This window comes from Embleya sp. AB8, from assembly GCF_049739465.1.
Taxonomy (GTDB): Bacteria; Actinomycetota; Actinomycetes; order Streptomycetales; family Streptomycetaceae; genus Embleya.
The window spans coordinates 239,402-265,461 of the sequence record NZ_JBMHHY010000013.1; the positions used below are offsets into that span (position 1 = coordinate 239,402).

Annotated in this window: 21 protein-coding genes; 13 read left to right on the forward strand and 8 right to left on the reverse strand. The window is 70.6% G+C overall.

Annotated features, from left to right (window positions below):
- Window positions 1-107 precede the first annotated feature (107 nt).
- The 10 genes from ABIA38_RS21105 (at window position 108) to ABIA38_RS21150 (ending at window position 12,416) form a co-directional block, all read left to right on the forward strand.
- Complete coding sequence (locus tag ABIA38_RS21105) at window positions 108-941, forward strand: IclR family transcriptional regulator (protein WP_424640275.1); 834 nt, start codon at window positions 108-110, stop codon at window positions 939-941.
- 763 nt (window positions 942-1,704) lie between these two features.
- Complete coding sequence (locus ABIA38_RS21110; protein WP_424640341.1) at window positions 1,705-3,507, forward strand: peptidase C14; 1,803 nt, start codon at window positions 1,705-1,707, stop codon at window positions 3,505-3,507.
- 123 nt (window positions 3,508-3,630) lie between these two features.
- Complete coding sequence (locus ABIA38_RS21115; protein ID WP_424640276.1) at window positions 3,631-4,923, forward strand: Gfo/Idh/MocA family protein; 1,293 nt, start codon at window positions 3,631-3,633, stop codon at window positions 4,921-4,923.
- Window positions 4,924-4,990: 67 nt separating this feature from the next.
- The gene (locus tag ABIA38_RS21120) at window positions 4,991-6,298 is read left to right on the forward strand and encodes an extracellular solute-binding protein (RefSeq protein WP_424640277.1); all 1,308 of its coding nucleotides are present in this window, start codon (window positions 4,991-4,993) and stop codon (window positions 6,296-6,298) included.
- A 110-nt stretch (window positions 6,299-6,408) separates the two neighbouring features.
- Window positions 6,409-7,314, forward strand: a complete 906-nt coding sequence (locus ABIA38_RS21125) for a carbohydrate ABC transporter permease (RefSeq protein WP_424640278.1) — start codon at window positions 6,409-6,411, stop codon at window positions 7,312-7,314.
- Between the two features lie 2 nt (window positions 7,315-7,316).
- Complete coding sequence (locus tag ABIA38_RS21130) at window positions 7,317-8,288, forward strand: carbohydrate ABC transporter permease (protein ID WP_424640279.1); 972 nt, start codon at window positions 7,317-7,319, stop codon at window positions 8,286-8,288.
- 9 nt (window positions 8,289-8,297) lie between these two features.
- A complete protein-coding gene (locus ABIA38_RS21135) occupies window positions 8,298-9,371 on the forward strand; it encodes an NAD-dependent epimerase/dehydratase family protein (protein ID WP_424640280.1) in 1,074 nt (357 codons plus the stop codon).
- Between the two features lie 84 nt (window positions 9,372-9,455).
- A complete protein-coding gene (locus tag ABIA38_RS21140; RefSeq protein WP_424640342.1) occupies window positions 9,456-10,469 on the forward strand; it encodes a dihydrodipicolinate synthase family protein in 1,014 nt (337 codons plus the stop codon).
- On the forward strand, window positions 10,453-11,514 hold the full coding sequence (locus tag ABIA38_RS21145) for a hydroxyacid dehydrogenase (RefSeq protein WP_424640281.1): 1,062 nt from the start codon (window positions 10,453-10,455) through the stop codon (window positions 11,512-11,514). Before ABIA38_RS21140 ends, ABIA38_RS21145 begins: the two co-directional genes overlap by 17 nt.
- A gap of 50 nt (window positions 11,515-11,564) precedes the next feature.
- Window positions 11,565-12,416, forward strand: a complete 852-nt coding sequence (locus ABIA38_RS21150; protein WP_424640282.1) for a fumarylacetoacetate hydrolase family protein — start codon at window positions 11,565-11,567, stop codon at window positions 12,414-12,416.
- Between the two features lie 234 nt (window positions 12,417-12,650).
- On the opposite strand, the gene ABIA38_RS21155 is transcribed toward ABIA38_RS21150, so the two are convergent.
- Window positions 12,651-13,046 carry a RidA family protein gene (locus ABIA38_RS21155; protein ID WP_424640283.1) on the reverse strand — a complete coding sequence of 132 codons (396 nt, stop codon included), beginning with the start codon at window positions 13,044-13,046 and terminating at the stop codon, window positions 12,651-12,653.
- 56 nt (window positions 13,047-13,102) lie between these two features.
- Window positions 13,103-13,735 carry a TetR/AcrR family transcriptional regulator gene (locus ABIA38_RS21160; protein ID WP_424640284.1) on the reverse strand — a complete coding sequence of 211 codons (633 nt, stop codon included), beginning with the start codon at window positions 13,733-13,735 and terminating at the stop codon, window positions 13,103-13,105.
- A gap of 212 nt (window positions 13,736-13,947) precedes the next feature.
- Between ABIA38_RS21160 and ABIA38_RS21165 the strand changes: the two genes are divergently transcribed.
- Window positions 13,948-14,691, forward strand: coding sequence for an SDR family oxidoreductase (locus ABIA38_RS21165; RefSeq protein WP_424640285.1), 744 nt, complete (start codon window positions 13,948-13,950; stop codon window positions 14,689-14,691).
- 431 nt (window positions 14,692-15,122) lie between these two features.
- Here the strand turns inward: ABIA38_RS21165 and ABIA38_RS21170 are convergent, their stop codons facing one another.
- The 3 genes from ABIA38_RS21170 to ABIA38_RS21180 form a co-directional block, all read right to left on the reverse strand.
- Entirely contained in the window at window positions 15,123-16,847 is a 1,725-nt protein-coding gene (locus ABIA38_RS21170) for a Cys-Gln thioester bond-forming surface protein (protein WP_424640286.1), read from the reverse strand.
- A gap of 1,746 nt (window positions 16,848-18,593) precedes the next feature.
- Window positions 18,594-20,024: an APC family permease gene (locus tag ABIA38_RS21175; RefSeq protein WP_424640287.1), complete on the reverse strand. Its 1,431-nt coding sequence runs from the start codon at window positions 20,022-20,024 to the stop codon at window positions 18,594-18,596.
- 111 nt (window positions 20,025-20,135) lie between these two features.
- A complete protein-coding gene (locus tag ABIA38_RS21180; RefSeq protein WP_424640288.1) occupies window positions 20,136-21,416 on the reverse strand; it encodes a zinc-binding dehydrogenase in 1,281 nt (426 codons plus the stop codon).
- A gap of 198 nt (window positions 21,417-21,614) precedes the next feature.
- Here ABIA38_RS21180 and ABIA38_RS21185 point away from each other — a divergent pair, with 198 nt between their 5' ends.
- The gene (locus tag ABIA38_RS21185) at window positions 21,615-22,364 is read left to right on the forward strand and encodes a helix-turn-helix domain-containing protein (protein ID WP_424640289.1); all 750 of its coding nucleotides are present in this window, start codon (window positions 21,615-21,617) and stop codon (window positions 22,362-22,364) included.
- Between the two features lie 315 nt (window positions 22,365-22,679).
- Entirely contained in the window at window positions 22,680-23,288 is a 609-nt protein-coding gene (locus tag ABIA38_RS21190) for a hypothetical protein (RefSeq protein ID WP_424640290.1), read from the forward strand.
- A 106-nt stretch (window positions 23,289-23,394) separates the two neighbouring features.
- On the opposite strand, the gene ABIA38_RS21195 is transcribed toward ABIA38_RS21190, so the two are convergent.
- The 3 genes from ABIA38_RS21195 to ddaH form a co-directional block, all read right to left on the reverse strand.
- Window positions 23,395-24,171 carry an anti-sigma factor family protein gene (locus ABIA38_RS21195; RefSeq protein ID WP_424640291.1) on the reverse strand — a complete coding sequence of 259 codons (777 nt, stop codon included), beginning with the start codon at window positions 24,169-24,171 and terminating at the stop codon, window positions 23,395-23,397.
- Complete coding sequence (locus ABIA38_RS21200; protein ID WP_424640292.1) at window positions 24,168-24,728, reverse strand: sigma-70 family RNA polymerase sigma factor; 561 nt, start codon at window positions 24,726-24,728, stop codon at window positions 24,168-24,170. The genes ABIA38_RS21195 and ABIA38_RS21200 overlap by 4 nt, the downstream gene beginning before the upstream one ends.
- Before the next feature lie 459 nt (window positions 24,729-25,187).
- A complete protein-coding gene (gene ddaH / locus ABIA38_RS21205) occupies window positions 25,188-26,033 on the reverse strand; it encodes a dimethylargininase (protein WP_424640293.1) in 846 nt (281 codons plus the stop codon).
- Window positions 26,034-26,060 lie beyond the last annotated feature (27 nt).

The window sequence follows — 26,060 nt, forward strand, 5'->3', positions numbered from 1 at the left end:
GCACACCGTATTTTTCTGAACACTGTTCGGCAGGACCGAACAGTCCCAGACTTTACATTTGGATGTACAAACCAGTCAAGAGGTCTGGACCGGTAAAGTGTTCTGCTATGTCGAACAGCGTTAACGAGAATGTCGAGGAGTCGAAGTACTGGGTGAAGTCCGTCGCCCGGGCCGCGGACATCCTCGAGGTGCTCTCCACACGCGGCCCGGGGGACGGCATGAGCGTCACCGAGGTCGGTCAGGCCTGCGGGATCTCCAAGAGCGCCACCTTCGGACTGCTCCAGACCCTGCGCGGCTACGGCTTCGTCTCGGACGACGGAGAGGGGATGAATCGGCGCTACCGGCTCGGGATGGGCCTGGCCCGGCTCGGCGACCGGGCCCAGTCGCAGGTGTCGCTGCGGGACGTGGCCCGGCCGGTGCTGGCCGAGCTGACCCGGGAGACCGGCATGGCGGCCCGCTTCGCGGTGCCCGAGGGCGGGCTCGCGGTGGTCGTCGACCAGGTCGGGATCGAGCAGCGGGTCCGCCTGGATCTGCGGATGGGCGTGCGTGAGCTGCCGCACTGCACCGGCCTGGGCAAGGCCATCCTGTCCGCGCTGCCCGAGACCGAGGCGCGCGCGGTGATCGAACGCTCCGGACTGCCCCGGCGCACGTCGCACACGATCACGGACACCGCGACGCTGCTCGCCCACCTGCGCGACATCCGCGAGACCGGATACGCGCTGGACGACGAGGAGGACGCGGACGGGATCTTCTGCATCGGCAGCCCGGTGCGCGACCACCGGGACCAATGCGTGGGCGCGATCAGCATCACCGGCCTCAAGCTCGACCTGCCCGGCTGGCGCTTCCAGGAACTGGGCCGCCAGGTCCGGGCCGGCGCACTGCGGGTCAGCCGCGAACTGGGCAGCGTGGAGGGCGGCGAGAGCGGGATCGACGCCGGCTGAAAACAGTCGGCGAGCAGCGCCGAGCAGTCGACGAGCAATCGGGGAGAAGGGGTCGAGTCGGGGCAACCCGGCGCGACCCCTTCGTGTTTCCCCGATTACGCACCGGGAAAGTCGGCCACGAGGTCTTGACCGCGATCGTGGCGCCGGCCTACGTTCCATGACTCATCAGGGCCCGCACGTTCGCTGCCACGAATCGTGCCCGACCGCCGGCCCTGGGTTGACGGTCCGTCAGCAGGCCCGCACAGCCCACCGAAACGCCATCCGCCGCGGGTTTCCCACCGATGGGAAACGCCGTACTCGGCACGTGTCACGGGAAGCATCCGCACCCCCCAGCCGTCGAAGGCCGAGGTTCCCGATGAGCACGTCCCCCGAATCCGCCACCGTCCCCACGCCGCCGACCCCCGCCCCCGGGTCGTCGCGCCGCCGCCTGCTCGCCGCGGGCGGCCTGGGCGGCCTGCTGCTCGCCGGTACGGCCGCGACGGGCACCGCGGTCGCCGCCTCGTCCCCGTCCGCCGACGACCGGCACGAGGACGGCAACGTGCCCACCGGCGTCGCCACGGTCGCCGCGCTGCTGCGCCTGGAGACCCGCCGACTGGCCCCGAACACGATCGTCGTGGTGGCCGGCTATCACGCCGCGGGCGATGGTGGCGGCATGGTGGTCCGCTGGGACCCGCGCGCCACGCTCCCGGCCAACGGCGGCACGGTGTTGGCGATTCCCTCGCCCAAGCGGGACGGCCGCTGGATCCAGGTGCACGACGGCGTGATGGACTTCCGCCGGTTCGGCATCCTCGACGACCACGTCCCCGCCGACGCCGCGCTCGACGCGATGGTCAACGACCCCTACATCCACCGCATCGAGGCGCACACCGACCTGCTCTTCGTCAAACGACACACCTTCGGCCGCTCCCGAATCGTGCTCGACTTCGGCGGCCACACCGTCCGCACCACCGGCATCGAGAAGAACACCCACGACAACCCGTTCGGCGCCGTCCTCTACTTCAAGGGCACCGTCACCGACACCGTGGTCAGGGCCGGGCTCTCCCAGCCGATGCCCGACCTGGCCGACGTGTTCGAGGTGCCGGACAGCAAGGCGTTCAAGGTCGGCGACTGGTGGGCCGTCACCATCGACCCGGAGCCGGGCAAGGGCAAGTACGAGCAGGAGGTGCAGCGCCTGGTCGAGATCACCCAACTCGTCGACGCGACGCACATCCGGGTCGGCTACAAGATCGGCTGGGACCTCGCCGCCGGCCGTACCTTCACCTGGACCCGAATCGAGCCGGTGGACCGGGCGCACGTGCGCAACATGGTCTTCGAGGGCATCCCCGACGGCGACCAGTACACCGGCTCGCATCCGATCGCCTACGAGTACACCACCCACTGCGATGTCGAACACGTGGACGCGGTCGGCTCGTTCTGGCCGGTGATCATGCGCCGGTGGTGCACCCACTACCGCACCCGCGCCTGCTCGCTGAAGAACCCGGCCAGCGTCACCTGGGGCGGCGCCGGCTATCTGACCCAGCAGATCTACTGCCTGTACGGGCACGTCGAGGACTGCCACGTCGCGAACAGCCGACACCTCAACGACCTGACCGCCTCCGCCTACTGTTACGTGACCAACTGTCACGGCGACGGGGACGACCAGGGACCGTTCGTGACGCACGGTCAGTTCGAGCACGACCTGGTCTACACCGGCAACTCCGGCCTGATGACCTTCGCCAACTCCGGTGCCGCGTGGGGTTCGGTGGCCAAGCGGATCACCGTCCGAAAGCACGTGTGTTCGTGGTTCGTGGCCCGGGTCAAGATCACCGACCTGACCCTGGAGGACATGCAGGTGATCGGGAAGCCGGCGCTCGCCGGGTCCGGGATGTTGTGGGTGAACGCGGACGGCGTGCAGATCCGCGGCTGTACCGCGTCCGGGCCGCTGATCGTCTCGCAGGCGTCGAGCCGTTCGCAGCGTGCCAATGTGATCGCCGACTCGACCTTCACCCTGGCCAAGGACGCGGAGATCACCCAGGCCAACGTGACGAGCGAGCTGCACCTGAACCGGGTCACCCTCAAGGGCCTGGACAACGCGAGCCTGAAGAACACCGGCCGACTCGTGCTCACCGACTGCACGCTGATCGGCACGCCGGCCGCCGCCCCGACCACGGTCACCGGCCCGGCACTTGCCGTGGTCGGCGGCGAACTGCGGGACAGCGGACTGCGCTTCGCGGGCACCGGCGACCAGGCGGTGTCGCTGTCCCGGACCCGGCTCGGCGGGACCAATGCGGCCCGCGCGTTGCTGTCCCGCACCGGCGGGGCCCGTACCGTCGGCTGGCAGCTGGACGGCTGCGGGTCGACCACCACCGACGCCGGCACCGCACACATCCTGATCACCGACGGGCCCAACCGCTACCGCGCCGCGGGTAGTTCGTTCACCGGCGGGCGGCTGGAACTGGCCGGCTCCGCCTTCGGCGGCACCGGTGCGCTGCTGCACAGCGGCTGCGTCGAGGACGGGGTCACCCGTACCGCGCTCCCCGCCGAGGGACCGCGCGTCGCGCACACCGCCGGCAACCAACTGCTCTGACCCGCAGTCGTCTCGTTCTCTCGCGCAGCCCCGACCCTTCGCGCAGTCTCGATCCTTCGCGCAGCCCCGATCCTTCGCGCCGCCCCGATCGTTCGCAATGGCCCTCGCACCACGGGAAGCACCATGACCGCCGCCAGTTTGACCACGAACACCGGCCACCCGGCCGGCACCGACCGACCCGTCCGGATCGCCCTGGTCGGCGCGGGCAACCGAGGGCTCACCTACACCGATTGGATCCGTCGGCACCCCGACCGGGCCGAACTGGTCGCGGTCGCCGACCCCCGCGCCTCGGCGCGCGCGGCGACCGGGGCGCGTGTCGAGTTCGAGGACTGGCGGGCACTGCTCGACGAGCGGATCGCCGACGCGGTGATCGTGGCCACCCAGGACCGCGAACACGTCGAACCGATCCTGGCCCTGGCCCGGGCCGGCTACGCGATCCTCACCGAGAAGCCGATGGCCGCCACCGAGGCGGACTGCCGGCGGATCATCGAGGGCGTCGCCGAGGCCGGCGTCCCGTTCGCGGTGTGCCACGTGTTGCGCTACACGCCCTACACCGACCTGGTGAAGGGCGTCCTGGACTCCGGTGTACTGGGCTCGATCGTCAGCCTGGACCTGCTGGAGCCGGTCGGCTGGTGGCACTACGCGCACTCCTACGTACGCGGCCCGTGGAGCCGCGAGGCCGACTCGTCACCGATGATCCTGGCCAAGTCCTCACACGACCTGGACTGGATCGGATACGTCACCGGCGCCCGGATCGAGACCGTCGCCAGCTTCGGCGGGCTGGCCCACTTCAAGCCGGAGAACGCGCCCGCCGGCTCGGCCCAGAACTGCCTGGACTGCGCCGTCGAACCCGAATGCCCCTACTCCGGACCCAAGTTGTACTTCCCCGCGCTGCGCAAGACCGGCGACGCGTGGCCGATCAACCACGTCACGGACGCGGCACACGGACCGCAGGATCAGGCCGAGTTGGTTCGGGCGCTGCGCGAAGGCCCGTACGGGCGCTGCGTCTACCACTGCGACAACGACGTGGTGGACCACCAGGTGGTGGCCATGCGGCTGTCCGGCGGGATCACCGCGACCTTCACGATGACCGCGTTCACCGAACAGACCCACCGTCAGGTACGGATCTTCGGCAGCCACGGCTGGCTGCGCGGCGACGGCGAGCGGGTCACCGTGCACACCTTCGCCGACGACCACGTGGTCACCCACGATGCGGGCGCGTCCGGATCGAACGCGGCGGACGGGCACGGCGGCGGGGACACCGCGCTGATCGACGCGTTCGTCACCGCGCTGGCCACCGGCGACCCCGCACACATCCGCTCCAACGGCACCGACTCGCTCGGCAGCCACCTCGCCGCCTTCGCCGTCGAACGCTCCCGACACGGCGGCAACACCGAGTCCGTGCCGAGCAGTTGAGCGCCGTTCTGCGCTGCTTGTTGAGCTGACACCCCGTCAAATCACGCTGTCAGGAGACACCACCCGCATGAGAAGCATCCGTCCGCTGAGCAGAATCCGCCCGCTGAGAACCATTCGTCCGCGTACCCTCCGGGTACTCACCCTCCCCGTGCTCGCCACCGCGCTCACCGTGAGCCTGGCCGCCTGCGGCGGCTCGTCCGGCCCCGGTTCGGGCGGCAAGACGGTCACCACCTGGATGTACCCGGTGATCGCCGACGAGGCGAAGAACAAGGAGTACTGGGCCGGGCTCGGCGACGCGTTCAGCAAGGCCAACCCGGGCTACAAGGTCAAGGTCGAGACCTACCCGTGGGCCAACCGGGACACCGCGCTCGCCACCGCCATCGCGGCGAACAAGGGCCCGGACGTGGTCTACCTGGTGCCCGACCAACTGCCCAAGTACCAGCGCAGCCTGGTGCCCGCCGACGACTACCTGCCCGCCGCCGACAAGGCGGACTTCCGCAAGGCCGCGCTCGACTCGGTCAGTGTGGACGGCAAGCCGCTGGCCACCCCGCTGCTGATGAGCGCCAACCCGCTGATCTGCGACAAGCGGGTGTTCGCCGCGCTGGGCGATGCGAAGCCGGGCGAGAGCAACTACCCGAGCACCTGGGACGACCTGCTCAACCTGGCACCGCGGCTGAAGGAGAAGGGCTACCAGGCCACCAGCTACAGCGGGGACACCCAGCAGACCCTGAACATGACCTGGTACCCGATGTTGTGGCAGGCGGGCGGCGACGTGTTCGCCGCCGACGGCAAGTCGGTCGCGTTCAACTCCGAGGCCGGCGTCAAGGCGCTGAGCTACCTCAAGACCCTGGTGGACAAGGGCTACACGGACAAGGACCAGGTCACCACCACACCCAAGCTGGAGCAGACCCCGGTCGCCAAGGGCAAGGTGGCCTGCACGTGGCAGAACACCCCCGCCGATGTGGCGAAGTTCTGGGGCAAGGAGAACACCGTGGTGATGCCGCCGCTCAAGGACGTCAAGTCCGCGGGCTACGGCACGGTCGGCTCGTTCGCGATGCTCAAGGGCGCCAACAAGGACGCCGCCGGCAGGTGGATCTCGTTCGTCGCCAAGCCGGAGAACAGCCTCGCGCTGGTCAAGTCCGGCGGCTACTTCCCGGCCCGCACCTCGGCCGCCGACCCCTACCCCGGGGACGCGCTCCAAGCCGACGTGGCCAAGACGCTCGACGTGATGAGCGCCGGTCCGCTCAAGGAGAAGTCGCGCGACGTGATGGGCGTGCTCGCCCCCGAGATCCAGGCCGCGCTGATCGGCAACAAGAGCCCCAAGGACGCGCTCAACGACGCGGCCAAGGCGGCGAACGCGCTGCTGTCGCGCTGACCCCGACGCGTGCTCGCGCGCCTGCCCCGACCGGGCGGCCCGGCCCCCGCGTCCGGGCCGCCCACCCATCCGTTGTGTTCCATCCGCCTTCCCAGCCCAAGGAGGTCCCCGTGGCCGCAGTCGCGGAACAACCCCGCAGGCTCCGCCGACGCGGGCCGCACGCTCGCCGCGAGGCCCGGATCGGGCTGCTGTTCGTACTGCCCGCCTTCGTGTTGTTCGTGCTGTTCCGCTTCGGCCCCGGCATCGCCGGCGTGCTGCTCGGCTTCACCGACTACTCGCTGCTGGACTCGCCGAAGTTCACCGGCCTGGACAACTTCACCCGGCTGTGGGACGACCCGGTCTTCTGGTCCTCGCTCCAGGTGACCGTGCTGTACACGGCGATCACCGTGCCCGGCACGATCGCCGCCGCGATGGGCCTCGCGCTGCTCACCCGGCGGGCGTTCCGCGGTGCCAAGCTGTTCCGCTCGATCTTCTTCCTCCCGGTGGTCACCAGCCTGGTGCTCGCCTCCACGGTGTTCATCTGGATCTTCTCCACCGACGGTCCGTGGTCGACGGCGATGGGTTGGGTCGGCGGACACACCGGATCCTGGCTGGCCGACGACGTGTTCGTGGTGCCGGCGCTGGCCATCGTGGGCATCTGGTCGCGGTTCGGCTACGGCATGCTGATCCTGCTGGCCAGTCTGCAGAACGTGCCGCGCGAGCTGGAGGAGGCCGCGCTGACCGACGGCGCCGGCCCCTGGCAGCGCTTCCGATACATCATCCTGCCGAGCCTGAAGCCCGCGCTGTTCTTCCTGGCCGTGATCGAGACCACGGCCAGCTTCCAGGTCTTCGACGCGGTCTACGTGATGACCGGCGGCGGCCCGGCCAACGCCAGCTACACGCTGGTGTTCCAGCTCTACGACGCCGGCTTCAAGTACTTCGATCTCGGCTACGCCAGTGCGATCGGCCTGGCCCTGTTCGTGCTGACGCTCATCGTCGCGGTCATCCAGCGCCTGGTGATCGGGAAGGAGAAGTGACCATGTCCCTCGATACCCACGAGGTCGCCGAGACCGCGCCGCCGGTCCCGGCGGTCGCCGCGGCGAAGGCCGAACTCCCGCGCACCCGCCTCGGGTTGCGTCGCCGCCGGGAGGGCTCCGGGGCGAGCCGCGAACCGGACACCGTGCCGTACGCGCTGCGCGGCACCCGACGCGGCAAGGCGTTGCGCGGCGTGTTGCTCGGGGTGGTCGCGTTGGCCACGATCTTCCCGTTCTACGCGATGGTCGTGCTGTCCCTGAAGCCGTCCGGCGCGGTCGAGTTCCCGGGCAGCCTGCTGCCGTGGCACCTGACCACCAGCGCGTACCGCGACGTGCTCGGCTCGCAGGACGTCCCCCAGTGGCTGATCAACACGCTCATCTACTCGATCGTCGGCGTGCTCGGCACGCTGCTGCTCTCCGCGCTGGCCGGCTACGCGTTCGCCAAGAAGCGTTTCCCCGGCCGCGAGGCGATGTTCTGGTCGTTCCTGTCGATGGTCATGGTCCCGTACCACGTGACGATGATTCCGACGTTCGTCCTGATCGCGAAGATGAACGGCGTCGACACCTACTGGGGGCTGATCCTGCCGTCCCTGGCCAACGCGCAAGCGGTGTTCCTGATGCGGCAGTTCATCCAGGGACTGCCGGACGAGCTGTTCGAGGCGGCCAAGATCGACGGCGCCTCGGAGTTCCAGATCTTCGTCCGGATCGTCCTGCCGCTGATCAAGCCGATCATGGCCACGCTCGGCACGTTCGTCTTCCTGTGGCACTGGAACGACTTCCTGTGGCCGCTGATCGTCGGACAGAGCACCGACATGCGCACGCTGACCGTCGGCATCGCCTCGCTGCAACAACAGAACGTGCCGCTCAACGTGGTCCTCGCGGGCTCCGTGGTGGCGTTCGTCCCCATCTTCATGGCCTACCTGGTGGGCCAGCGCTACGTCACCGAAGGCGTGGCGGCAACCGGAATCAAGGGCTGATCACGCGTCATGAATGGTGTATTGGAAGCGGATGGCACCGCGGGCGGACTCGCCCGCCCCAGGTCCGGTCCCGATGGTGAAGCGGCGCTGGAGGAACTCCTGGCGACCCCGTCGGCCGCGCTGATCGCGGACCTCGCGGAGTTGGAAGGCGACCTGGTCGTGCTCGGTGCGGGCGGCAAGATGGGGCCGAGCCTGTGCCGGCTGGCCCGCCGCGCGCTGGACGCGGGCGGGCGTACGGACGTGACGGTGTACGCGGTCTCGCGCTGGTCGGATCGGGCGGCGGCCGAGTCGTTGGCGGCGGACGGGGTACGAACGGTCGCGTTCGACCTGATGGACGGCGACCCGGCCGAACTCCCCGACGCGGGCAACGTGGTGTTCATGGTCGGCGCCAAGTTCGGCTCGGCCGGCGCGCCCGAGCAGGCGTGGGCGGTCAACGCCGCGCTGCCGGACCGGATCGCGCGGCGCTACCCGGCCGCGCGGATCGCGGCGTTCTCCACGGGCAACGTCTACCCGCTGGTGGCGGCGGGCTCCGGGGGCAGCGTGGAGAGCGACCCGGTGGGACCGGTCGGGGAGTACGCGATGTCGTGCCTGGGCCGCGAGCGGGTGTTCACCCACGCCGCGACCACACGCGGCACCCGGGTCGCGCTGATCCGGCTCAACTACGCGGTGGACCTGCGGTATGGCGTACTCGCCGACCTCGCGACGGCGGTATTCGCGGGTGAGCCGGTGGATGTGACGACGGGTCAGGCCAATGTGGTGTGGCAGGGTTACGCGAACGAGGTCGCGCTGCGTGCGCTGCGGCACGCCGCGGCGCCGTTCACGGTGAATCTGACCGGCCCGGAAACGGCGTCGGTGCGGCGCCTTGCGGCCTGGTTCGGCGCCGAGTTCGGCCGGGAGGCGGTGCTGGTCGGCACCGAGTCGGGCAGCGCGCTGTTGTCCGACGCGAGCCGCTGTCACGAGCTGTTCGGCTACCCCGAGGTCCCCCTGCGCACCCTGGTGGCCTGGCAGGCGGACTGGATCCGGCGCGGTCACCCGCTGTCCGGCAAGGCCACCAAGTTCCAGGTCCGCGACGGAAAGTTCTGAGGCATCGTGTTCAACTCCGCTACGGATTACCCGGGTTCGGTCGACGCGGGGTCAGCCCCGGGTGCCCCCGCCGCGCCGCTCGACCTGCTGCGCGACGGCACCGTGATCCCGGCACACCCGCTCGCCCTGGACGCCGAGGGGCGCTTCGACGAGCGGCGGCAGCGGGCGCTGACCCGGTACTACCTCGCGTCCGGCGCGGGCGGCGTCGCGGTCGGCGTGCACACCACGCAGTTCGAGATCCGCAAGCCGGAAGTCGGGCTGCTGCGCCCGGTGTTGGCACTGGCCGCCGAAACGATCGCACGCGAGGCGGGCCGCCCGGTGGTGCGGGTGGCCGGGGCGTGCGGCTACACCGCACAGGCGGTGGCCGAGGCCGAACTGGCCGCCTCGCTCGGCTATGACGCGGTGTTGCTGAGCCCGGCGGTGCCGGGCGCGGACGAACCGGGCCTGCTGGACCGGGCACGCGCGGTCGGCGAGGTGTTGCCGGTGATCGGGTTCTACCTCCAGGACGCGGTGGGCGGCCGGTTCCTGACCCCGGAGTTCTGGCGCGCGTTCGCCGACATCCCGTCGGTGGCGGCGATCAAGATCGCGCCGTTCGACCGCTACCGCACCGCGGATGTACTCGCCGCGATCACGTCGGCCGACCGGGCCGGTGAGGTCGCGCTGTACACGGGCAACGACGACGCGATCATCACGGATCTGCTGACGCCGTATCGGGCCGGCGAGCGGTCCCGGTGGTTCGCGGGCGGGCTGCTCGGGCAGTGGGCGGTCTGGACGTCGACCGCGGTCACGCTGCTGGAGCGAGTGCGTCGGGCGCGGGCGGGCGACCATCCGGCGATGGTGGAACTGCTGGGTCGGGCACCGGAGTTGACCGATGCCAACTCGGCGGTGTTCGACGTGCGCGGCGGGTTCCGGGGTTGTATCGCGGGTGTGCACGAGGTGTTGCGCCGACAGGGGCTGCTGGCCGGGACCTGGTGTCTGGACCCGGCGGAGACGTTGTCCCCGGGACAGGCGGCGGAGATCGACCGGGTGGCGAAGGCGTATCCGTGGTTGACGGACGACGAGTTCGTGCGGGAGCACCTCGATGACTGGCTGGGGTAGGGACGCTCCGGCGGTTGTGGCGGTGGCCGTGCCGCCGGAGCTGCGCACGGAGTTCTTCGGCGGTGGTGGCGGTGGCGGTGACGCTGGTGCCGGTGGTGACGAGGGTGGGGTGACCGCGCGGCTGCGGGCGTTTGCGAAGGTCGTGCTGGTCGACGAGCCCGGCGACGTCGAGGCGTTGCGGGCGGCCGTCGCGGGCGCGGATGTGTTGGTGTCGTCGTGGGGGATGCCCAAGCTGACCGGCGAACTGCTCGCGGCGGCACCCCGGATCGGGCTGCTCGCGCATACCGGCGCGGCGATCGGGCCGTATGTCGGGGCAGACGCCTTCGCGCGCGGGGTGCGGGTGACCCAGGCCGGGCAGGGGATGGCGCGGTCGGTGGCCGAGGTCGCGTTGGCCTTCACGCTCGCCCTGTTGCACCGGACACACCGCTACGACCACGCACTGCGCGGTGGCCTTGACTGGGATGCGGCCTCGGTCGCGCCGGACCGGCACGAGATCCTCGGCACCCGGATCGGAGTGGTCGGCGCGTCGCGGACCGGGCGGGCGTATCTGGAGGTGCTGCGCGCGCTGGGCGCCCGGGTCCAGGTGGCCGACCCCACCCTGAGCGCCGCCGACGCGGCCGAGCTGGGTGCGGAACTCGTCTCACTGGAACAGCTGTTGCGGACCAGTCGGATCGTCGCGCTGCACGCGCCGTCGTTGCCGGAGACCCGACACCTGATCGGCGCGGCCGAGTTGGCGCTGCTCGCGGACGGCGCCGGACTGGTCAATACGGCCCGCTCGTGGTTGGTCGACGAGGGCGCGCTGCTCGCCGAGTTGCGGACCGGGCGGATCGACGCGGCGCTCGATGTGTACGACGCGGAACCGCTGCCGGTGGCACATCCGTTCCGGGCGTTGCCCAACGTGCTGCTGACTCCGCACCGGGCCGCCGGTACGGTCGAGTGTCGCCGTCGCCAGGGCGACATCGTTCTCGACGAGGTGGAGCGCTATCTGACGGGTCGTCCACTCGGCCATGAGGTCGGCCCCGACGCGCTTGTCCGGGTCGGCTGAAACACCGCATTCCACATCACCGATACCCATATGGATCTGGAGAGTTCACCGTGCGCCTGATGCGCGTAGGCGAGCCCGGCAACGAACGCCCCGTGCTGTTCGCCGCCGACGGCCGCCACTTCGACCTGAGCCGGCTCACCGCCGACATCGACGGCGCGTTCTTCGCCTCGGACGGCGTCGCACGAGTACGCGAGGCCGCCGCGGCGGGCACACTGCCGGAGCTGGACGTCGCGGGCCTGCGCGTGGGCGCGCCGGTGGCCCGGCCCGGTGCGGTCCTGTGCATCGGCCAGAACTACGCGGCGCACGCGGCCGAATCCGGCGCCGAGCCGCCGACCACGCCGATCCTGTTCTACAAGACGCCGCATACCGTGGTCGGTCCCTACGACGACGTGCTGATCCCGCGCGGCGCGGTCAAGACCGACTGGGAGGTCGAACTGGCCGTGGTGATCGGCCGGCAGGCCCGCTACCTGGCCTCGCCGAAGGAGGCGTTGGCGCATGTCGCGGGCTACGCGATCAGCAACGACGTGTCCGAACGGGCGTTCCAGCTGGAGCAGTCCGGCGGCCAGTGGTCGAAGGGCAAGAACTGCGAGACGTTCAACCCGCTCGGCCCGTGGCTGGTGACCACCGACGAGGTCACCGATCCGCAGACCCTGGGCCTGCGTTCGTGGGTGGGCGGGGAGGCCCGGCAGGACTCGACCACGGCGGACATGATCTTCGGCGTGGCGTACCTGATCCACCACCTGTCGCAGTATCTGGTCCTGGAACCCGGCGACATCGTCAACACCGGTACACCGCAGGGCGTCGCGCTGTCCGGCCGCTTCCCGTACCTCGCGGCGGGCGACGTGATGGAGCTGGAGATCGACCGGCTGGGCCGGCAGCGGTCCCACCTGGTTCCGGCCTGACGGTCGGGCGGCTTGACGGCTTGACGGCTTGACGGTCGGGCGGATTGGGTCGCGTTGGGTCGGATCGGGTCGGGTTGGGTTGAGTGGGATCGGGTCGGGTTGAGTCGGGTTGGGTAGGCCGGCCGGGCCGCGTGCGCGAACGGCCCGGCCGGCTGCGGGTGGCCGGGCCGTTGCGTGCCGCCGGGTCGTCCCGTACGGCCGGGGCGTTCGTGTGGTGCCCGCCGGGCGGTGTGCTCAGGGCCGTACGGCCACCGCGTCGACCTCGAACAGCATGCCCGGCAGGGCGAGCGCGGCGACTCCGCTGAGCGTCTGGGTCGGTGGGACGGTGCCCCAGATCGCGCCGATCGCCTTGCCCAGGATGGCCAGTTTGTCCGAGTCGTGATCGACGATGTGGGTGCGGAGCTGGACGATGTGGCTCAGGTCCAGGCCGACGGCTGCCAGCGCGATTCGCAGATTCTCGAAGGATTCCTCGACCTGTTCGGCGAAGTCGTCGGTGGTCACATGGCCGTCGGAGTCCGACGCGTACTGCCCGGCGACGAAGACCAGCTCCCCGGAGGCCACGGCGAGGTGGCTGTAGCCGAAGTGCACCGGGTCGTGCAGGCCGTCGGGGTTGATGATGCGGTGCGACATGGTCGGGGTCCCTCCGAAGCGAACGGTCGTCGAGTACAGGTCCTCGGCGCGTCGGATCATTCCCGACGGAGGCGGTTGCCTGCCGCGGGGGTGGCGGTGGCCTGGTCGGCGAGGGCGGCGGCGAGGGTGATGGCGGCCTGCTCGGACAGTGGGCGGTGGGCGAGCAGGAAGCGGTACCAGAAGAGTCCGTACAGCTGATCCACGATCAGATCGAGGTCCACGGCCGCGGCGAGTTCGTCGGGATGCCGGGCAAGGAGCGCGCGCAGCGCATCGCGGCGGGACTCGGTGAAGGTACGGACCAGGTCGGCGGCATGCGGATCGCGGGCCGCCTCGCGGACCAGCGAGCGCAGCACGGCCGCGGTCGATTCGGCACGCGCACCGCGGAAGGTGGCGGTGACGAACGAGGTCAGGTCGGCCCGCAGGGTGTCCGCCTCGGGAGGTGACACGACGTCACCGGCCAGGCCCATCAAGGCTTCCAGGAGCACCGCGCCCTTCGAAGGCCACCAGCGGTAGATGGTCTGCTTCCCGACGCCGGCAGCGCGCGCGATCGTATCGATGGTGACCGGTGCGCCGCCCGACTCGGCGAGCAGGACCAGTACGGCGTCCAGGATCGCGCGGCGGGCGTCCTCGTTGCGACGCCGGCCGGTGTGTGCGCGGCGGGGGGTTTCGTCGTCGGGCTGCTGCGGCATGGGATCACCATATCCCCTTGACGAGACCGAGGGTCTCGGCAATGCTTTGTCGAGACCGGGGGTCTCGGTAACTCCGGGGCTGCTCGAGCACACCGGGTACTTCCGGTACTCCCGGTACTTCCGCTGTTCCTGGCGCTCCCGGTGCTCCCGGCGCTCCCGGTGCTCCCGGTGCTTCTGGCACTCCCAGTACTCCAAGTGAAGGCAAGGCATCCATGTCTGTGTCCCGTTCTCTGCACGGTCAGCGCGTCGTCGTCATGGGCGGCAGCTCCGGAATCGGCGAGGCGACCGCCGCACTGCTCGCCGCCGACGGCGCCGAAGTGGTGATCACCGGCCGCGATCAGGCCCGGCTCGACGCGGCGGTGGAACGAATCGGCGGGAAGACCACCGGCCACCGGCTGGACGGTACGGACCCGGTCCGGGTCGCCGAGTTCTTTGCGAGTTCGGTCGAGCCGATCGACCACCTCGTCCTGGCGCTCAGCGGTGCGTCCGGGAGCGGGCCGATCGCGAGCCTGGACCCGGCCGACCTGGAGGTCGGGTTCGCGGGCAAGTTCTGGCCGTTCGTCCGGACCCTCCAGGGGGCGCTGCCACGGCTTGCGGCACACGCGTCGGTGACGTTCGTGACCGCGGCCTCGGCGCGCGCGGCCTTCCCCGGCACGTCCGGACTCGCCGCGATCAACGGCGCGTTGCAGGCGATGGTGCCGCCGCTGGCGGTGGAGCTGGCGCCGATTCGGATCAACGCGGTCTCGCCCGGCGTGATCGACACGCCGTGGTGGGACGCGATCCCCACCGAGGCACGCACCGAACTGTTCACCGGGATCAGCGCGGCCACCCCGGTCGGCCGAGTCGGCCACGCGGACGAAGTCGCCGACGTGATCCGGTTGTTCGTCGGGAACGGCTTCATGACCGGGACGGTGATCGACTGCACGGGTGGCGCGAACCTGCCGACGGGGAGGTGACGTTGCGATGTCCGGCGTCCGGCGAGTGCCTTCCGGTGGATGGGGGGCGGTCTGAATGGGGCGGGCGGATGAACCAGCGTTGCCGGGGCTGGAATTCCATGACCGGAGGGAATACGGCAATCGGTAGCCGGGAATTGTCACAGCTGTGTCCCAGTCCGGAGCGGTACTTCGTGCGAGTCACGTCGCAAATACGCTGAGCGCGCCGGGTGTTCGATGGGGAAATGAATCGCGCTATCGACAAAACACGGATTGCAATCGCGGCGATACGGATGGACGTCGCGATGGAAGTCCCGATGGACCTCCCGATGGACGTCGCGTTGGAAGTCGCGTTGGAAGTCGCGTACGACAAAGGCCCCGCCGTGATGGCGGGGCCTTTGTCGTCAGGCCGGGTCAGTCGGTGTGTCGATCCGGCTCAGCGGTGGTGCGATTGCTCAGGCCTGGTGGCGGCCACGGCGGCGGTTCAGGTAGATCGCGCCGCCGCCGGCGAGGAGCAGTGCGGCGGCGACACCGGTGATCAGCACCACGTTGGAGTCGTCGCCACCGGTGTTCGCGAGGTCCTTGCCGACCGGGGCGACCGGCAGCCAGGGCACCTCGATCGACGGGTTGTCCGTACCGGGTTCGACGATCGGCTTGGTCGGGCCCTCGCTGCCGGTCGGGTTGGCACTGGTCGGCACCGGGGCCGAGCTGCTGGTGGCCGGGGCGGAGGTGGTGGCCGGCGCCGAAGTCGTCGGGGGAGCCGACGGGGTGGCGGGTGTGGTCGCCGGGGCCGAGGTGCTCGGCGCGGAGGTGCTCGGCGAGCCGGTCGTCGGCGGGGCGGACGTCGGCGGGGCGGACGAGGTGGCCGGCGCAGAGGTGGTGACCGGCGGCTTCGTGACCGGCGGCAGGCTCGTCGGCGGCGTGGTGACCGGCGGCGCGGTCGTCGGCGGCGTGGTGGTCGGCGGGATGGTCGGGTTCTCGACGCAGTCCAGCTTGCCCGAGTAGGTCTGGCTGTAGCCGCCCGGACCGGTCACGGTCACCGTGTAGTCGGTGTCCTCGGCGACCTTGATGAACTGCGTCTTGGTCGAGTTGGCCGGGACGGTCACCTTCTCGCCGTTGACCTTGAAGTCGGCCGGTCCGTCACCGGTGTTCTTCAGCGTGACGTTGACGCCGCCCTGGACGCAGTCCTCCTTGTACGCGGACGAGGGGACCGGAACGGGCTGGTGGCTCCACTTGACCGAGGCCGCGGCGCTGACCGAGAACGGCTGCGAGCCGGCCGCGATCAGGGTCTGCGAGTGCTTGCGGTCCTTGGCCAGGAAGACCCGGCCGATGTTGACGCCGGCCTTCGTGGTGGCCGAGATCTTGGTCTCGCCCGGGCTCTGGCTCTTGGGCACCTTCACGTAGAGCTCGGTGCCGTTGGCCGCGTTGCCGAGCGGGTTGCCGTCCTTGCCGACCAGCGAGACCCCGGTGGGTACGGTGCCGTCGAGCTTGACCGCGACCGGCTCGGTCGAGGTGGTCTTGACGGTGACCGGGCCGACGCCGGGGGTGTCCCCGTCCTTGCCGCTGGTCGCGGTCGGCGACAGCTCCAGGGAGGCGCCGGGCTCGTTGGCCTCACCCTTGTTGGCCTCGCCCGTCAGGTACTTGTACAGCGCCAGGACGTCCTTGCCGTTGCCGGAGAGGGACGCGTTGACGCCGTTGCTGTAGTGCCAGATCGCCGCCTGGGTGGCCGCGACGGCCTCCTGCGCGTCGAGCCTGCCCTTCTTGTCCGACACGCCCGCGGCCTTGGCCAGCGCGTCGAGGTCGTTGACCTTGGGGTAGGAGTGGTTCAGCACCCAGTTGATCTTGGCGACCTTGGCGGTGTCCTTGAGCCAGGAGTCGGCCCAGGCGCCCTCGCGGTAGTCGACGCCCTTGCGGACGGTCGTTTCCAGGTCGATGCAATACACCAGCACCTGCGGCGCGTTGGCGCTCTCGGCACTCAGCACCATCAGCTCGGTCTGCTGCTTCCACATGAAGCCGGACAGGGCGACCTTGCCCTCCGTGTTCTTCACGTGACCGCGGAATTGCAGCGCGGCGGTGTCGGCGTGTGCGGCGGGTGCGAACCCGATCGCCGCGACCGCGGCCAGACCGGTGGCGGCGCACACCGCGGCAGCGCGGGATATACCCCGCTGTGTCAGGGACATGAAAAAACGACTCCTTACGAAAAGGCGGCCCCCGCTGCCCGAGTCGGTCACCGGGCTCCCCACCCCTGGGCCGCCGAATGCAAGAATCGTGCCGACGCGATGTTTAGTCAATTCAGCCGTGGGAAATCTTCCGGCCCCGAATCACAATTCACCGGACGCCCAACGAGAGTGCAGCAAGCCGTTGTTCGGCATTTGCCCGCTTTCGGACGATCGGGCCGAGTCGGGTGGGTGGCGCGCGCGTACGGCGGATGGAGAGCCGGATGCGGAGCGCCGGGCCGGACCGCTCGAAGGCGTTGTGCGTGTGCGGCGCTGCCGGGGCGCGACCAGGCAACGACCCGGGGCGCGGTGGAGCACGGCGGGGCACGTGGCGCAACCAGCGTGGGGCGCGGGCAGGTTGCGGGTTTGGCCTGGACGGCTTGGGTGGTTCGTGGTCGGGGGCGGTTGGCCGCTTGGCGTCGTGGTGTTGGGGTGGTGTGGGGGTTGCCCTGGGTCGGTTCGGCGGGGCCGGGTCGTGGGGGTGGCCGCCGTCTCGTCGTTGCTCGTCCCCTCCGGGGCCGGGGTTTTTTCTTGGTGCTTCGCATCCGTTGTTGCCCGTCCACTACGTGGCCGTTACCACCCTGGTCGGCTTCCCTGGCTCGTGGTCGGGGGCCGTTGTCCCTGGGGCGTCGGGGGGTTCGGCCGCTGCGCAGGCGATCCGGCCCCGCTGCGGTTGGGCGGCGCATGTTGCGGTGTGCAAGTGGAGCGCTGGCACGGGGTCTTGGGCGGGGTGTGTCTTCGTGCTCGGTTTTCGAGCGGGGTGCAGGCCCTTTCTGCCTTGTCGTGCCTCGGTCTCGGCCCAGCAAGCACGAAACCCGCGCTCGCCGGCCTGCGCAGATGCGGGCGCCGGGTAAAACCGCAGGTCACGCATCGCCCCAAGTCCTGGGAGTCTCGTCGGGATCCGGTTTCGGGCCCGAGGAGGGAGCGGGAGCCGTGAGGGGCTGCGAGACGCGGCATGGCCACCGGCCGCCGAGGCCGCCAAGCGGCCGACCGCCCCCGGCCGCGAGCCAGGGAAGCCGTCCCGGGTGGTGACGGCCACGTAGTGGACGGGCAACAACGGATGCGGAGCACCAAGCAAAGACCCCGGCCCCGGAGGGGACGTGCAACGACGAGGCGGCGGCTACCTGCCACGAGTCGGCCCCGCCGAACGGGCCCAGGGCCACCGCGCCAGCAGCCCAACACCCCGACGCCCAAGCGGCCGACCGCCCCCGACCGCGAGCCAGGGAAGCCGTCCCGGGCAGTAACGGCCACGTAGTGGACGGGCAACAACGGATGCGGAGCACCAAGCAAAAACCCCGGCCCCGGAGGGGACGTGCAACGACGAGGCGGTGGCCACCCGCCACGACCCGGCTCCGCCGAACGGACCCAGGGCCAACCGCGCCACCAGCCCAACGCCACGACGCCCAAGCGGCCAACCGCCCCCGACCACGAGCCAGGGAAGCCGTCCCGGGCAGTAACGGCCACGTAGTGGACGGGCAACAACGGATGCGGAGCACCAAGCAAAAGACCCCGGCCCCGGACGGGACGAGCAACGACGAGACGGTGGCCACCTGCCACGACCCGGCTCCGCCGAACCGACCCAGGGCCACCCCCACACCAGCCCAACACCACCACGCCCAACCAGCCAACCGCCCCCACCACGAACCACCCAAGCCGACCCGGGCGGCAACCTGGCCCTCGCCGCGCCCCCGACCGGGCAGCCTTCGCCGCCTATGCCGCGTCGTCGGCGAAGGTGCCTGCCTGGGCTGCTTGTTGTGGGTTTCGGAGGTGGAGGGCTCCGTAGCCGGCCAGGCCTACCACCAATGCGCCGACGAAGATGTAGGGGAGGACGTTGAGGGGGGACTCCGGGATGGGCCACAGGTTGCGGTAGAAGACGTAGACCATCGCCGCCGCGCCGATCAGGCCCAATGCCCAGGTGATCGCCAGGGCCTTGGCGCCGGTCTTGCGGACGAACAGCGGCGCGGCCAGGCAGACCAGGACGTAGGACAACATGTAGCCGAAGACGCCGATCGTGTCGATGTACGTGGTCGCGTCCAGGCCGTTCGTGCCGGCCACAATCACCGCCACCGTCGGGATCGCGACGAACGGGGTGACCGCCCAGATCGCGGTGGACGGGGTCTTGTGGGTCGGGTGTGCCCGACCCAGGCGGGCCGGGACCACGCCCTCCCGGGCCATGCCGAACAGCAGCCGGGCCGCCACCGTCACGCACGCCATCACCACCGCCAGGAACGACGCCGCGAAGCCCGCGTGCAGGAAGAACTTCAGGAAGCCCAGGCCGGAGAGTTCGGCCAGTTCGTCCATCGGGTCGGCGCTGGCCACCAGCCCGTCCGGGCCGCCGAAGCCGACCACCTGGGCGTACGTGGCGAACATGTACAGCAGCCCGGCGAGCAGCGCGCTGCCCATCACCGCGCGTGGGATCGCCCGGTACGGGTCGGTCGCCTCGGCGCCCAGCGAGGCCGCGCCCTCGAAGCCGACGAAGCCGAGCACGCCGAGGACCACCGCGAAGACGATGCCGTCGAGGGAACTGCCGCTCAGGGTGAGTTGGTCGGCGTCGAAGAGGTTGTGGTCGCTTTTGACGAAGACGGCGAGCAGGACCACCACGATCAAGACGATCGAGACGACCTCCAACGTCGCGGCCACCCGCGCGGCGGTGCGCACGCTCGCGATGGTCAGCCGGACCGCGATCGCGGCGAGCAATACGTCGAGCAGGACCTGGCCGGTCACCCCGGTGAACGCACTCACACCGATCCCGTCGAGGGCGCGGCCGGTGTAGTAGCCGGCACCGGCCAGCGAGCCCGAGCCGATGCACACCGCGCCGAGCAGCAGCGCCCAGCCGGTGACGAACGCCCCGGCCGGGCCCAGCGAGAGCCGGGTGAACGCGTACAACGACCCGGTGCCGGCCCGCCGCCGGGCGAACACGCAGATGCAGTACGCGATCGCCAGCACCGCCGCCATCGCCAGGAAGAACGAGAACCACGCACCGTTCCCGGCCGACGCGGCCATGCTCGCCGGCGCGAACGCGATCACCGCGCTCGGCGCCACGTTGGCCACGCTCTGCGCGCCCACCTCGAAGGTGGTCACACTGCGCCGGGCCAGACCGTCGTCGCCGGCGCCGCCCGGCGGGGGTGCGGATGCGGGCACGGGCTTCGCCTTTCCTGACCTACCTGATCTACCTGATCTACCTGACACGCCTGACTTGTCTGACTTTTCGAACTTTCCGGCCGAATTGCCTGGGGTGAGAGTAGTCATCGGTCAGCCCTCGCGCTTGGTGGGGTCGTAGCCGGACGGGGTGTGTGCGGACCGCGGCGGGGCGTACGCCGTGTACGCCCCGTACGCGGCCGAATCAGTGCCGGCCACGCCCGCCTCGGCGGGTTCGTACGCCTCGGGTTCGTAGCCGGTGATCAGCAACTGGCGCAGCGCGCGGCCCTCGTTCAGCTCGGCGAGCGCGTCGCCCGCCTCCTCCAGCGGGCGGCGCGCGGAGATCATCGACTCGACGTCCAGGAAGCCGCCGACCACCAGGTCGACCAGCACCGGGATGTCCCGATGGGCCACCACCGAGCCGTAGTTGGAGCCGAGGATGCGCTGGTCGGCCTCGGCGAGCGCGAGCGGATCGAACCGGGCGCTGCTCCCGGTCGGCGGGAGGCCGACGATCACCGCCGCGCCGCCCTGGCCGAGCGCCGCAATGGCCTGCTCGGTGGTGGCGATCTTGCCGATCGCGTCGAACACGTAGTCCAGGCCCTCGGGTACGAGCGCGCGCAGCGCCGCCACCGGATCGCCCGCGCTCGCATCGACCGTGTCGGTTGCGCCCAGCTTGCGGGCCAGGGCCAACTTGTCCGCGACCACGTCCACCGCGACGATTCGGGACGCCCCGGAGAGCCGGGCGCCCTGTACGCAGGACAACCCCACGCCACCGCACCCGATCACCGCGACGGTCGCACCGGCCTCGACGCCCGCGGTGTTCCGTACCGCGCCCACCCCGGTGGCGATCGCGCAGCCGACCAGGGCCAGTGCGTCCAGCGGCGCGTCCTTGCGGACCTTGATCGCGCCGGAGGCCGGTACCACGACCCGGTCGGCGAACGAGGACACGCCGAGGTAGTGGTGCAGCGGCTCGCCGGCGGTGGTACTCAGTCGGCTGGTGCCGTCGTACAGGACACCCTTGGGCGCGACCACCTCGGCGACCAGGGAGCATGCGGCCGGGCGGCCGGCCAGGCAGTATCGGCACACGCCGCATGCCGGCACCCAGGACAACACGACGTGGTCCCCGACCGCCAGGCCCGAGTCCTCGGTGTCCGGGCCGAGCGCGGTGACCACGCCGGAACCTTCGTGGCCCAGGACCACCGGCATCGGCACGTCCCATTCGCCGCGCACCACGTGCAGGTCCGAGTGGCACACCCCGGCCGCGACCACCGCCACCTCGACCTCGCCGGAGCCGGGCGGCGCGAGCACGAGATCGGCCATGGCGAGTTCGGTGCCGGGGCGCAGGACCACACCGCGGATGCGGTCGGCGGGTGCTGGGGAGGGGGTGGTGCGCATGGCTGCTCCAGGCTGAAACGTTGTGGGCGACGGGCGCCGCCGAGCGCCGTTTAGTGGCGCTAAACTTTCGTCAAGGTTTTACAGGAGTAAACTCGTGGCGTAAAGACCCCCGAGCACGGTGAATCCGAACCTTTACGGACCGCCCGAAGGTCGGCGAACGGTGCGAGGAAGCGGGGGCGGACGGGTACCGTGGCGCGCGTGCCAGCAAGCAGCCGAGCAGAACCGAGCCGAGCGGAACCGAGCCGGGAAGAGTCGATCCGGGAGCAGTCGAGCCGGGAAGCGTCGCGCCAAGCCAAACCGAGCCGAGCGGAACCCGACCCGACGCCCGCGTCCGCGTCCGCGTCGGCCGCCGATCCCGTCGGCCGGGACACCTCCAGCCGGATGTCCCGGGTCGGCCCGCGCCTGCGCGAACTCCGGCTGGCCCAGGGGTTGACCCTGGTCCAGGTGGCCGGCGCCGCAGGCGTGACCAAGGGCTTCCTGAGTCTGGCCGAGCGTGGCAAGGCGTCGGTGTCGGTGCCCACCCTGCTGCGGATCTGCGACGCGGTCGGCACGAGCATCGCGGCCCTGTTCGACTATCCCGACCAGGACGTGGTGCGCAGCGGCATCGGCGCGCCATTGGAAATGGGCGGCATCGGCATCGAGGAGTTCCTGCTCACCCCCGCGGACGAGACACACGTTCAGGTGATGCGCACGGTGCTCAGCCCCGGTGGCGGCTCGGGCGGCGCGTACGCCCTGGAGGCCGAGACGGTGTTCGCGTACATGGTGCGCGGCAGCCTCGAACTCACCGTCGACGGCACGGTGCGCCGGCTGGGCGCGGGCGACTCGACCACGTTCTCCGCGCGGCTCGAACACGGGTGGACCAACCCGGGGGAGGTCGAGGCCGAGGTGTTGTGGTCGATCGCACCGGCCCTGCCCCGACACGTCACGAAGCTGCGCCCGAGTCGCTGACCGGACGTCAACTGTCCACCGATCGCTCACTGATCGCCCATCGATGGTCCCTCCACGGCCCGTCCACGGCCCGTCCACGGTCCGCCGACGGTCCGTCGATGGTCTGTTGCCGATCGGTTGACGACGGGTTGCCGATCGGTGTCGACCGGGTTCGCGGGCCGCTCGTCGGGGGCCCGCGGACGTCGGCGGCACGACGGTGCTCGGGCTTTCTATGCTTGCCGCGTGACCGACCCCAATGACCTCGATGTCCGACCGGCTTTCTCGCCGTCCGCAGCCGCCTCTGCCCGGGGGGTGATGGCGCTAACCTGCGAGCGTGTGGCCGCGACATTGGCTTCGTACGAGCTGCGGGTACCGCCGTCGACCGTGGCCCAGTGGGAAGCCGGTACGGAACGCCCGAACGAAGCCGAACTGCTCGCCCTCGCCAAGTCCTTGGTCGTGCCCGTGAGCCAACTGATGGGCGCCCGACCGACGAACCTCCAGGACCACCGGATCGCCGCCGGCCTGACCCGCGCCGAACTGGCCAACCGGGTACGGATGAAGGAGATCTCCTACACCCGAATGGAACGCGCGAACAAGTGGCGCGCCGACGAGGAGCGCACCGGGTTCCTGGTCCGGGCGCTCGGCCTGTCGATGCGCGACCTGGCCGAAGTATCGGGCGTGGGCCCGGAGTTGGAGACCCTGCTGGCCGAGGCCGTGGTGGGCCGCTGGAAGACCCAACTGCCCGACATCACCCGGCTGATCGGGATGCGCCGCAAGCGGATCGGCGAGGTGCTCGAAGTGCTCAGCTCGGTCTTCCCGGAGGGGATGGACGTGGCCGACGTGCCCCGGGCCGCGGTGGTCGAACGATTCTGGGGCCTGCTCGGCGACCCGGTCGCCGACCCGGGCGCGCCCGGCGTCTGGCTGCTTCAGGGGCGCTTCGCGTAATTCGTCGGTTGGTTGGTGCTCCGTTGGCCGGTGCGCAACGACGTGGGTGCCTCGGGACGTTCGCCCCGAGGCACCGACGCGCGATCCGTACGCGCGATCCGTACGGCTACACCGGGACGCCGACCAAGGTGCCGCCGTCGGAGGTGCGTACCTCGAACCGGGCCAGCTGGTCCCTGGCCGTCCAGGTGCCGGTCCGCACCACCAGCGGTGCGGCCGAACCCGGTACGCCGTAGCCACTGTCCGGCACCGTCCAGGTCGCGAGCCGCTGTTCGTTGCCGCTCTTGTCCACCGCGACCAGCGCACACTTCAACGGGCCGTGTACGTTCGTCAGTTCGAGTGCGACGTCGGTGCCCCACGCCTGGCTCGCCAGGGCGATCCGCGCGGTGGCGCCGTTGTTCGCGCCGGTCGCGGTGACCACCTCGCCGTTCCTGGCGAGTGCCGCGATCGGGTCGACCGGTACGCTCTGCGCCGATGTGGCCGAGTCGGGCCGGAACCAGGTCCGCCCGGTGAGTACGCCCGCGCCCAGGCCGATCACCAGGATCGCGACGCACGCTGCCACGAGCCCGGACAGCCTGCGCCGGGCGGGCGGACCCGCGGCGGGTACGTCGACCGGGACCGGCCCGGCGGCCGGCAACGGCAGCGCCGTCACCACCGACGGCCCCGACGGCCCCGAGGGTTCCCTGCCTTCGACCGGCGCCGGAAGTGCGTACACCCTCTCGTCCCGCAGCTCGGTCAACAGCGTGGCCAGGCCAGAGAAGCCGGCCAACTCGTCGAGGCAGCGGTCGCAGGTCGCCAGGTGCTCCTCGAACGTGCCCCGGTCCGCCGGGGTCAACAGGCCGAGGGCGTACGCGGCGATGTCCGCGTGTTCGGGGCGGCCACTCATGCCGACACCCCCCTCTCCTCCAGGACGACCCGCAGGGCGCGCAGCGCGTAGTACACGCGCGACTTCGCCGTACCCGTCGGGATGCCGAGTACTTCGGCCGCCTGATTGACAGTACGGTCGCGGAAGAACGTTTCGATCAAAATTTCCCGATGCGATTCGGACAGGGCGTCCAGTGCGTCGCCGACCACCACGGAGCGCAACAACCGGTCGACCTCGTCGCCGGTGGGCAGCGTGGCAAGGGGCGCGTCGCCGACCTCCGGCGGTCGCGCGGCGCGGGCCCGCCGCTCGTCGATGACCAGCCGACGGGCCACGGTGACCAGCCACGGGAGCAGTGGTGCGGCGGGGTCGAGCTTCTCGCGATTGCGCCAGGCGCGGACCAGTACCTCCTGCACACTGTCCTCGGCCCGCTGGCGGTCGCCGCCGTTCAGTCGGGACACCACCGCGAGCAGTGGTCGTGAGTACTCGCGGTAGAGCATCGCGACGAACCTGGTCTCCTCGTCGGAGCCCGGCGGGTCCGAGCCCGGCGGGCCCGAACCCGGTGTGTCCGCATCGGACATCCCCGACCGGCCTCCTCACTCCGTGGACCAGAGCCATGGGGCGCGTGGTCCGCGTCCCCGGAACTGGCAACACCCTAGGCGGAGCCGGCCGGTTTGTTCGGTTCGGACTCGCGCGGCCCGATTGCCCGGTTTTGGCACGGTCGGCACCATGGCCGCGCCGAGAGCAGGGGCGGGGGGTCCATGGTGATCGGCTTGCGCATGAACGATTCGCCTCGGCCGTGCGCGGCGCCTGTCGCGGTGGGTGGCCCCTATTCCGGGCGTCGGTGCCTACGCGCGGTCGAGTCGGCCGAGTCGATCGAGTCGGCGGACTCGGCGGACTCGGCCGGATATTTTCCCGGTTCGTGCCGGCGGCGGCAACCGGGCGAGCGAGATGCGGTGGTGTCGGGGCCGCCGGCCGGCTGTCCCGTCGACGGGACTCGACCCGGGCGGGCGGTGTGCCCGACACCCTCGGCGGTTCGGTCAGCCGCGCAATTCCAGCGTGCAGCACTTGGCGTTGCCGCCGGCCTTGAGCAATTCGGTCAGGTCGATCCCCATCGGTGTGTAGCCGCGTTCGCGCAACCGGTCGCCGGCCAGTCGTACGGCCTGCTCCGACAGCAGTACGTTGCGACCGTCCGAGACGGCGTTCAGCCCGAAGACCGCGGCGGTGGCCTCGTCGGCCAGGATCGCGTCCGGGAAGCGCTCGGCCAGCAGTCGCCGGCTGTCCTCGTCGAACGCCCCCGGGTAGTACATGATCTCGTCCGGTCCCAGTACCGCGAGCGCGGTGTCGAGGTGGTAGAACCTCGGGTCGACCAGGGTCAGGCTGAGCACCGGGACGCCGAAGTACTCCCGCGCCTCGTGGTGTCCGCGCAGATCGCTGCGAAAGCCGGTGCCGGCCAGGAGTTGACCGCCCACGTAGAGGAAGTCGCCCTCGCCCTCGTTGAGGTACTCGGCCTGGCGGACCTCGGACCACCCGTCGGCGCGGAACCAGTCGAGGTAGGCGGCGGCCTCGTCGGCGCGCTGGCGATGGCGGAACCGGGCGACCAGCACCCGGCCGCCCACCACGGTCGCCCCGTTCGCCGCGAACACCATGTCCGGGAGCCCGGGCACCGGTTCGATCAACGCCACGTCGTGGCCCAGTGCGACGAAGGTGTCGTACAGGCGCTTCCACTGGGCCAGACCGGTGTCCACCGACGTCGGTATGCTCGGATCCATCCACGGATTGATCGAGTAGGTGACGTCGAAGTAGGTCGGTCGGCACATCAGATAACGCTGTGGCCGGGCGACGCGGTTGCTGTTCGAGGTCCGTTCGATGTTTGTCTGTGACACCTTGATTCCCTTGTTCTCCGTGATTGT

Coding starts and splice junctions, on each gene's coding strand:
- ABIA38_RS21195 (WP_424640291.1), bottom strand. CDS start 24,171: ATGAGTGGCCGCCCCGAACACGCGGACATCGCCGCGTACGCCCTCGGC.
- ABIA38_RS21160 (WP_424640284.1), bottom strand. CDS start 13,735: ATGCCGCAGCAGCCCGACGACGAAACCCCCCGCCGCGCACACACCGGC.
- ABIA38_RS21165 (WP_424640285.1), top strand. CDS start 13,948: ATGTCTGTGTCCCGTTCTCTGCACGGTCAGCGCGTCGTCGTCATGGGC.
- ABIA38_RS21200 (WP_424640292.1), bottom strand. CDS start 24,728: ATGTCCGATGCGGACACACCGGGTTCGGGCCCGCCGGGCTCGGACCCG.
- ABIA38_RS21130 (WP_424640279.1), top strand. CDS start 7,317: ATGTCCCTCGATACCCACGAGGTCGCCGAGACCGCGCCGCCGGTCCCG.
- ABIA38_RS21180 (WP_424640288.1), bottom strand. CDS start 21,416: ATGCGCACCACCCCCTCCCCAGCACCCGCCGACCGCATCCGCGGTGTG.
- ABIA38_RS21170 (WP_424640286.1), bottom strand. CDS start 16,847: ATGTCCCTGACACAGCGGGGTATATCCCGCGCTGCCGCGGTGTGCGCC.
- ABIA38_RS21145 (WP_424640281.1), top strand. CDS start 10,453: ATGACTGGCTGGGGTAGGGACGCTCCGGCGGTTGTGGCGGTGGCCGTG.
- ABIA38_RS21105 (WP_424640275.1), top strand. CDS start 108: ATGTCGAACAGCGTTAACGAGAATGTCGAGGAGTCGAAGTACTGGGTG.
- ABIA38_RS21110 (WP_424640341.1), top strand. CDS start 1,705: ATGGACTTCCGCCGGTTCGGCATCCTCGACGACCACGTCCCCGCCGAC.
- ABIA38_RS21120 (WP_424640277.1), top strand. CDS start 4,991: ATGAGAAGCATCCGTCCGCTGAGCAGAATCCGCCCGCTGAGAACCATT.
- ABIA38_RS21115 (WP_424640276.1), top strand. CDS start 3,631: ATGACCGCCGCCAGTTTGACCACGAACACCGGCCACCCGGCCGGCACC.
- ABIA38_RS21135 (WP_424640280.1), top strand. CDS start 8,298: ATGAATGGTGTATTGGAAGCGGATGGCACCGCGGGCGGACTCGCCCGC.
- ABIA38_RS21155 (WP_424640283.1), bottom strand. CDS start 13,046: ATGTCGCACCGCATCATCAACCCCGACGGCCTGCACGACCCGGTGCAC.